The organism is Mesorhizobium sp. M1C.F.Ca.ET.210.01.1.1 (assembly GCF_004791585.1).
Classification (GTDB): Bacteria; Pseudomonadota; Alphaproteobacteria; order Rhizobiales; family Rhizobiaceae; genus Mesorhizobium.
Window position 1 is genome coordinate 122,983 of the sequence record NZ_SRUU01000018.1, and the last position, 8,709, is coordinate 131,691.

Annotated in this window: 6 protein-coding genes; all 6 read left to right on the plus strand. The window is 56.2% G+C overall.

Annotation, left to right across the window (positions count from 1 at the left end; translation table 11 throughout):
* Positions 1 to 497: 497 nt before the first annotated feature.
* Complete coding sequence (locus EN853_RS34370) at positions 498 to 1,169, plus strand: hypothetical protein (RefSeq protein WP_135893705.1); 672 nt, start codon at positions 498 to 500, stop codon at positions 1,167 to 1,169.
* Positions 1,170 to 1,351: 182 nt separating this feature from the next.
* The gene (locus EN853_RS20690; protein WP_135855939.1) at positions 1,352 to 2,452 is read left to right on the plus strand and encodes a hypothetical protein; all 1,101 of its coding nucleotides are present in this window, start codon (positions 1,352 to 1,354) and stop codon (positions 2,450 to 2,452) included.
* Between the two features lie 239 nt (positions 2,453 to 2,691).
* Entirely contained in the window at positions 2,692 to 4,743 is a 2,052-nt protein-coding gene (locus EN853_RS20695; RefSeq protein ID WP_127861215.1) for a hypothetical protein, read from the plus strand.
* Between the two features lie 323 nt (positions 4,744 to 5,066).
* On the plus strand, positions 5,067 to 6,347 hold the full coding sequence (locus EN853_RS20700; protein WP_127861214.1) for an O-antigen ligase family protein: 1,281 nt from the start codon (positions 5,067 to 5,069) through the stop codon (positions 6,345 to 6,347).
* Positions 6,344 to 7,300 carry a glycosyltransferase family 2 protein gene (locus EN853_RS20705; RefSeq protein WP_127861213.1) on the plus strand — a complete coding sequence of 319 codons (957 nt, stop codon included), beginning with the start codon at positions 6,344 to 6,346 and terminating at the stop codon, positions 7,298 to 7,300. The genes EN853_RS20700 and EN853_RS20705 overlap by 4 nt, the downstream gene beginning before the upstream one ends.
* Complete coding sequence (locus EN853_RS20710) at positions 7,294 to 8,268, plus strand: class I SAM-dependent methyltransferase (RefSeq protein WP_127861212.1); 975 nt, start codon at positions 7,294 to 7,296, stop codon at positions 8,266 to 8,268. Before EN853_RS20705 ends, EN853_RS20710 begins: the two co-directional genes overlap by 7 nt.
* The last annotated feature ends 441 nt before the right edge of the window (positions 8,269 to 8,709 follow it).

The window sequence follows — 8,709 nt, forward strand, 5'->3', positions numbered from 1 at the left end:
TCCATATTGGCACAAACAAGACAGGAACCACTGCGCTACAAAAATTTTTGTCTTTCAATCGGGGGAAACTGACTAAATACGGCATACACTATGCGACCCCACCCGATAGCTACAATTTTAATAGTGTGGTTAGAGCACCGAGGTGTTCGACGCATGACGCACCGTCTTGGGCGTTACTGCCCAGGTATCATTTGGTGGAAAAGCAAGACGAAATATTTGGACAATTTTTTCTTGATCATTTGAACCATGCGGAGCGTGAAGGATTTCATACAATAGTTGCAAGTTCTGAGGCCCTCTACTGCATGCCAATACATTTGTATGATCCTGGAGACGGGAAAGTCTGCGTGGATACACTTGCACAAATTGAGTGTCTGCGTGCCGCAATCCCTAGCTCGGTAAATTGTCGAATCGTTTGCTATGTAAGGCGACCCGATCGCTATCTAGAATCTCTGTACAACCAGTGTGTAAAGCAAGGAATGTTTACTGGGGAAATCGGCGTGTTTGCAGGTATCGTCGAAGATATGCTTGACTATCATCGATGCCTGTCAATGTGGCGAAAGGTATTTGGGGATAGCAACATGGAGGTACGCGTTTACGAGACTGCGCTGCCGAACCTGGTCCATGATTTTTTGCGATATGTCCTTCACTTGCACGAGTGCTCCCTGTTTGCAAAGGCCGGTCTTCGTGTCAACAAGCGTTTGGGTCGAGATCTCATAGAATACATACGCCTGCTCAATAGCAACATTCCCTGTTCAGAGAGGACGTTTGACGAGAAGATCTGTACACTTGTCGATGATAGAATTGCAAATCCGAGTGGCAATCACGAATATCTCTCACCCGATGAAAGGGCCGCCCTCCTTTCGAGGCTGAAACCTTCGATGGAGCGGCTACGAACGGATTTCGCTCTGCCGGCCTTTCCGCGATTCAGCCTCGAGGCAGCCAGGGCGTCCTGGCAGCCTTATCCGGGGCTTTCGCTCGAAAAGAGGCGAGAGATCGAATTCCATTACAATGCCGTTCAACGCCAGATCGGCTTCCGTGTGGAACGCCTTCTCATACGGGCGGCGTCCTTGACGCGCAGACGGCTGCCATTTCTGTCATGGCTTCTCGATTTTGCGCGCGGCAGCGGAATACGCAGATTGGTGCTGGAGGCAACAAGCCGGTTTCGGTGAACCAGTGCTGCCGTGATGGCGCGATTCTTATGCAGGGTCCCTGTCCGCCAGCACAATGGCTCGGGTTGATGAAGCGATGACAGAAACGGCGATTGGCTTGCGACAGGCGCAGTGGCGGAATCTGGCGGCTTATGTCGGCATGCTTGCCTCGTTTTGCTCAAACCTTCGGGTAAAAGGATCACATGAGGCTCATCCTTCATATTGGCACACATAAGACGGGAAGCACGGCGCTACAGCATTTCCTGTCCGCAAACGGGGAAGAGCTGAGCGAGTATGGCTTTTACTACGCCTCTCCAGCCGGGGAGTTCAATTTAAACAGCATCGCCAACGCCATTTTGTTAGATCGGCAAGATAAGTTCAAATATTTCCTTCTTGAGAAATTGAGGAAGGCAGAGCAAAACGGAGCTCACACAATCATCGCAAGCTCCGAGAATCTTTATGCTATGGCGCGGTATCTGACGCGCTTCAATGCAGAGAAAACGAGCGCGATGGTCCTTGCAAAAGAGCGCATTCTCATCGAGCGCTTGCGCGCCGCAGTCCCTGCCCATGTAGAATGCCACGTACTATGCTACGTACGAAGGCCCGATCATTACCTTGAATCTCTGTACAATCAAAATGTAAAGCGGGACGCTCTGGTTGCCGGCGAAGCCGTCGACTTTCTCAACATGATTTATGACATGCTTGACTATCATCGCTACTTTTCCATCTGGCGCGATGTTTTTGGGAGTAGCGCCTGCTCGGTACGCGTTTACGAAGCGGCCCTGCCAAATCTGATCGAGGATTTCTTGAGACATGTTCTTGGCTGTGAGGATATCTCGTCCTTCAAGCAGCAGCATGTTCGTGCCAATGAGCGGCTAAGCCGCGATGTCCTCGAATATAAGCGCCTTAGAAATGAACATGTTCCCTATTCCGAACAAAAATTGGAGGGCAGGATTTTTGCATTGGTAGACAAGAGAATAACAAGCCCCAACAACAATCACGAATATCTCTCTCCCGATGAAAGGGCCGGTCTTCTTTCGAGGCTGGAACCTTCGATGGAGCGGCTACGAACGGAATTCGCTCTGCCGGCCTTTCCGCGGTTCAGCCTCGAAGCGGCCAGGGCGTCCTGGCAGCCTTATCCGGGGCTTTCGCTCGAAAAGAGGCGAGAGATCGAATTCCATTACAATGCCGTTCAACGCCAGATCGGCTTCCGTGTGGAACGCCTTCTCATACAGGCGGCGTCGTTGACGCGCGGCAGCGGAATACGCAGATTGCTTCTGGAGGCAACAAGCCTGTTTCAGTGAACCGTGAGGTCGCGATGCTTATGCTGGGGTGCCTATCCGCCGGCGCAAAGGCGCATGGGCTGGAAGAGCTTTGCCCGGCCTGGCGGGAGGCGCGCGACCCACTTTCGCTAGCTGTCGTTGAAAGGTCAAACCGAAACCCTATGATATGCTGCGGAGCTTACGATGAGAGGCGCGATAACGGGTAACGGGTGTCCATGGTGGGGTCTCACCCCGAAACCAGAGATTATTGGCGCACGATAATGACCAACCGCATTTCCCGCCGAGATTTGGCGCGGGGCGCATGCGCCGCCCTTCTGCTGACGGCATCCGGTCGCCCAGGACGGGATGCTCTCGCCGCCGGTCCGGAACAGGGCTCGCAGCAGAAGGGACAACTCTGGCATCCAGATCTGTTCCCGGAGATGATCGTGAAATCCTGGTATCAGGAGGATTTGGCCGAAGGCGAGGTCTCCTCGTGGCAATCCGGCGGTGTGAAGCCTGTGGCTGCGGTGCAGGCCGAGCCCTCTCTATGCCCGACAAAGCTTGGGAAAGACGGCGTCCTCTTCAAGAAGGGCACGAAACAGGCATTGACTTGGCCTGCCGATAACGACGCCCCATACCTTCACCGCTGGTGGCTCGTGATCGCCCGCTGCGATTCCGCGGCCAACTCCGATGCGAACAATGTTTCTGTTTTGTGCGTCAATGGGGCGGAGGGTGGCCCGGTGCATCGCCAGCCGCGGGTCTGTTTCAAGCCCTCGGCAGGCACATTCGTTTCGCAGCTCCAGGACGGCAAGCTTAAGAGCGAGCAAGGGCAATGCTCGATGGATTTTGGCGACTGGAATGTCATGGTCGGGTACCGCCGCGGATTCGTGGTGCAGGCTGTGGTGAATGGGGTCAAGACGGCCGGCCAGACGATTTATGCATTGGCACCCAACCGGATGAAATCGCAGAGCTTCATGGGCGATGTGAACAATCCGATGAGGGCCGATGTCGCGATCGACTGCGTCATCATCGGACAAAGCGAACTAGATGACTCGCAGATCGACAAGCTGATGGGATGGGGCATGTGGCGCATCGGCCGGCAATCCGCCTTGCCCAGCGATCATCCCTATCGCCAGAGCCCCCCTTCAGCCGTGGGTGCCAACGACGAACCGGCACGTTACGCATTCGATTCAGCCTCGTGGGCGTCCTGGGCAGCCATCGGCAATGAGCGATATGCTCATCGTGGTGAGGCGGCGCCCCCGATCCGCGGTTACACAACGGTTTTTCTTGACGACTTCGATTCCAACACAGTTGTCGATGATTCCAAAGGCGCGCAAGGCAGCATCTGGTATGCGCCGACCCATCTGGAGGGTATCGGTGTTGACGCTAATGCCCAGCGGATCTCGGCGTCACCCTCCTCATATGTGCACGACGCCGCCAGCCACACGCTGGCGCTCCGGCTCTTATACAAGGGCCGCTGGAGAACAGGTGCGTTCTCTTCCGTGAACAACAACGGCCAGGGGCGGTATTGGGGAAAGGGGGTCTTTGAGATCCGGGCCAGACTGCCGAAGATCGCAGCGCCCCGTCCCGGATTTTTTCCTGCTTTTTGGGCGTATGGCAAGGAGCATCTATTCTGGCGGACGCGCAATCGTCTTGAGACGGACTTTTGGGAATATGACGGTCTCAATGGGGCCTATATCAACATCAGCCAGCACGTGCACAAACCCAGCCTCGGTTATGCAGGTCCACATCTTGCGCCACGTGACGTGCACCGGAAAATCGCCGGCTATCAACTCGATCCATCGAATGGCTTTCCCGGGACGATCGACATATATGACGGCGAATTTCATACTTGGTACGCGCAGATCGAGGATGATTATAGTTATTTCGTGATCGACGGCTATGAAGTGGCGCGTGTTCCGACGACGCCGGAACTCACAGCGAAAAAATACATCATCGTGGATTTCGCTTACGATGAAAACAAGGGTCGCGCTCAACCAGACCCGTCGAAGACGTACGACATGGTCATTGACTATGTAAGGGTCCGGCAGACGGAAACCGATCTGGCTAGGGTCCCGCCGGCTTTCAGCGCATTGCCGGCCTTGTCGGGCAAGGCTTCACCAGGTCAAAAGCTGACCGTCGTACCGAACGTGATTGCGTCGCAGATAGAGTGTCTCTGGTATCGTGACGGCGTTCCGATCGTGGGCGAAACCGGCACAGGCTATGAGCTCGGCTCGCAGGATATGGGGCATAAAATTCGCTGCCATGTTCGCGCAGTCTCTGTGCTCGACCAGCCAGAAGCCTGGACCCCGGAAAGCGAGACCGTCGGCTAGTTGGTATCGACTGCGCGCCGTGACGATACGCGATCACTCTCCGTCGACTGCCTGATGAGTTCTCCCCCGGACTCCTTCGTGTTTTGAGGCAAGCGTAACCGGCATTGCTGAAGCAGTTTGCGCATTCGTCTGGATTGACGGTTTCCGACGAGGGTGCCGAGATGGTGCCAGGCTTCCCCTCCAATTCGTGGGTTCCGCTTACTGGTGAGACAACGCAGGATTGGGGAAATCTTCTCCGCCCGCCGGCATAGATACACCCAGCAGGATTCTGTTTCTGGGAAAGAGAACATGTTAAAAGGATATCGCGCCGCGAGGGGGCTGTGATGCGTCATCTCCTCACATTCGCGATACTGAGCCTCTTGCTACCAATCAGGCTCAAGACGGGTCTTGTTTTGCTGCGTCCGTTCGAGCTGATCGTATTGCTGGCGCTCATCATTGGCTTGGCGACGGGGCGTTGGCGAAATTTGGCATTTCCAGCTGGTTTTCTACTGCTCCTGCCCTTCTTGGGCTGGGACATGGTCTCTGCCTTCAGCGTGGACAGAGAGAACGGCCTGCGCGAGCTGTTGCAGATGTCCGCTGTCGGCGCCTTTGCGTTCGCCCTCGCACAGGAGGCCAGACGCCTCGAGACTGACAAGGCCGTCAACATCTTGCTTTTCGGCATGGCGGCGATCCTCGCCTATACGATCGCCTGGCATGTGGCCCATGGCTACTTGGTCGGTTGGAAGCATCTGTTCGATCCAAGGCTCGTGTTCAGCTTCCTTCCAATTGCGCTCGCGGGGCTCCTGCTCTTCGCCAACCGGGCCAAGCGGCGCACCCTCTGGGTTGTATGGGCAGGGATGCTTCCCCTGCTCGTGCTATCTGGGGAACGCAAGGCGTTTTTGATCTATCTCTTTCTGACCACTTCGCTTCTGATGCGCGGACGGCTCGCTGCGATGGTACCGGCGCTCGCCGCCGGCTTCGTGGGTCTTTTCGTGCTGTCGACCATAGTGGACAACGCCTATCTCGAGACGCAATTGCAGACCATGCTCCATCCGCTGAGCATGGGGCAATACGAATACCTGGCCGCGACCGGGAAATATGCCCTTGGAGACACACCGAGCAATGTCCAGCGCGCGTTTGCCTTCACTTTGTCCAAACAGCTCATCTCCGAACATCCACTAATGGGCGTGGGCACGAACCAATTCACGAATATTATCGATACGGAGTTCAGCAATCTTCCTGACGAGTTGCGGCTGGGAATCCATGGCGAGTTTCAACGCATCCTCACTGAGAACGGCATCATTGGGCTTAGCCTCTATATCCTCATATGGCTCGCCGCATGGTTTCGACTAAGCCGTGTTCTACGCTGGGCACTTTTTCACGAAATGATCGGAGCCGCCCAGGCACGGCTTCTGCCCCTCGTGGTCCTTGTTCCCTGCGCTTTCTATGTTGGAACAGAAGCCTCCGGCACACGAGCTTTCGTCACACTGATCCTTGTCTCGCTCCTGCCGGAATTGACGCGGCACGGGCTTTGCCTAGTATTGCGCAGGGCGCGGAGGAGCCACCCGACGAGCACTAGTCGTTCTCAATTTCTTGGCCGCGCTTTGCCAGGAAGCACAAGATGAGTGTTTCGGTCATTTTGACATGCCACAATGAAGAACGCTTTATTGCCCAGGCAGTGGAAAGCGTGATCAATCAGACCGCTTCAAGCGGCATCAGAGAGATCATCATTGTCAATGATGGCTCGACGGACGGCTCGACCGAAGTGATTGCGTCGTTGGTCGATCGGGAGCCGCGCATCCAGGTCCTGACAACGGCGGGTATCGGGCCTTCATCGGCGAGGAACCTCGCCATCAGACATGCTACCGGTGATTTTATTGCAATTCTCGACGGCGATGACTTCTGGGCTGAAGACAAGCTTGAACGTCAATTGGCCGTCTTTGGCAATGGCTGCAAGGCAGGTCTCGTCTATGGTGATTTAGTCGACTTTTCCGCGCCAGATCTTTCCGATGCTCTACACGTCGCTGTTGGCCGCTATCGCGCGGATCAATGCGATACGCTGCCGACATATTTTCTGCTTGATGGGCCGATTGTTCCTTCCAGTATCGTTATGCGGCGGGAGATTGTCGAAGATATCGGGTTGTTCAACGAGACATTCAGGGTTGGAGAGGATACAGAGTTTTGTATGCGCGTAGCCGAGCGTTGGACATTTCAACATGTGGCCGGAGCACTCGTCTATAAACGGCGCCATGGCTCAAACACAACTCGCAGACTCGAAGCGCTCCTTCCGGTAGCAGAACGCCTCACGCGAGAATGGGTCATCCGAAGGCCGGAGCTTGCGCACCTCGCGCGGCGGCGCAACGCGCGCTTATACGCAAAAGCCGGCAATGATTGCGTGGCTCGAGGCGAAAAGAAACGCGGAGCGCGGCTACTCATTCGCGCGATACTGCACGATCCATTGTCCTGGCGGGTATACGTTTACATTCTCCTCTGCGCCCTGCCAACGGGCATGGAGCCGCAGGTGCGCCGCGCAGCCAAGCTATTGTTCTACCGCGCCATGCGCAAAAAACTTTGCTGACCTTAAAGATGCTTGCGGATTGGCGAGAGTTCGAGCATCTCATGCGGCAGCCGGGGGATCCTTCCGTACCGATTATTCTGTGCCGCGACGGCAGGACCATAACGCAGGCGAAATCCCAGTCCCCTGATATGCGAACGGCCGACTATCCGGTTGTGCGTGGTCAGCCCGCACTGATCGATTTCTCTTGCAGTCTCGTGCGTGCCGAAGTCCTGACGGCAAGCGGCATGTCGCTCATAAGGAGGCGGCCGAACTGGCTGAGGATCACCAAGGGATGGCTCTTCGGAACTGCGAATCTCAGTGCGCGAAACATTGTCAGTTTTCGCGATCACATTCTCTCCCACGGCATCGAGCGCCCCCTCGTGCTCATGATCGGCGCCGCAACCAGGGGCGCGGGGACCAATGGCCTTTATGAAACCGAGGCCTTTCGACAGATTGCATTCGACATCTACCCGTCCGCACACACGCATTTCATCGCGGACGCCCATCAAATTCCGCTTGCCAGCGGCTCGGTGGACGGCGTCTGCATTCAGGCGATCCTCGAGCATGTGATTAACCCGCAACAGGTCGTTTCAGAGATATCCCGTGTGCTCCGGCCCGGCGGTATCGTCTACGCCGAGACACCGTTCATGCAGCAAGTGCATGAGGGCGCTTATGATTTTACGCGCTTCACTGAGGTCGGACATCGCTGGCTGTTCCGGAATTTCGAAACGATCAGTCGCGGAGCGCTCGGCGGACCCGGCTTGTCACTCTACTGGGCGGCGAAATACTTCCTACGTGGCATTACCCGGAGCCGGCGGCTCGGTGACATCTTGAGTCTTCCCTTTGCGCTGGCCCCGCTCATGGACGGCATGATCGGAGAGGACCACAAGATCGACGGCTGCAATGGGGCATATTTCCTGGGAAAACTAACCGAAACCAGCATCTCACTAAGCAACATTGTCGACGAGTATCGGGGCGCTCAACGCTAGATGGGGTAACGGGCGGCAAGTCCCTCCGCCCTCAGCCCGGCTGCATCAGACGGCGTCTCCGACGTTGGCCCCGCTCAATGGCAGTTCGTGATGTCCTCGGACTCTGGTGGCGACTCCATAGGCAAAGGGTGTCAGGGGATGATCACTCTCGCTGAGGGTCGACCAAGCACCGAGCAAGGGGCAGTCGAAACGCTGGACATCGGCGCGAACAGGGGTGCGTATCCGGCGGCTATGAGCCCCTGACCACTGCGGTGCTGGGGTCAAGGTCCCGATGGTGAGACGCGATGATATTCTTCGAGGAGGAGTTTGACCTCCTGTACGCCTCCGGCGAGGGCCGCCTTGCGCGAGCATGGCATGGTAGCGAGGCTGCGCTCTTAAGGTCGTCCTTACGAGCGTAGTTAGCAGCACAGCATGAGCCATGTGACGTTATTGACCGGGCCT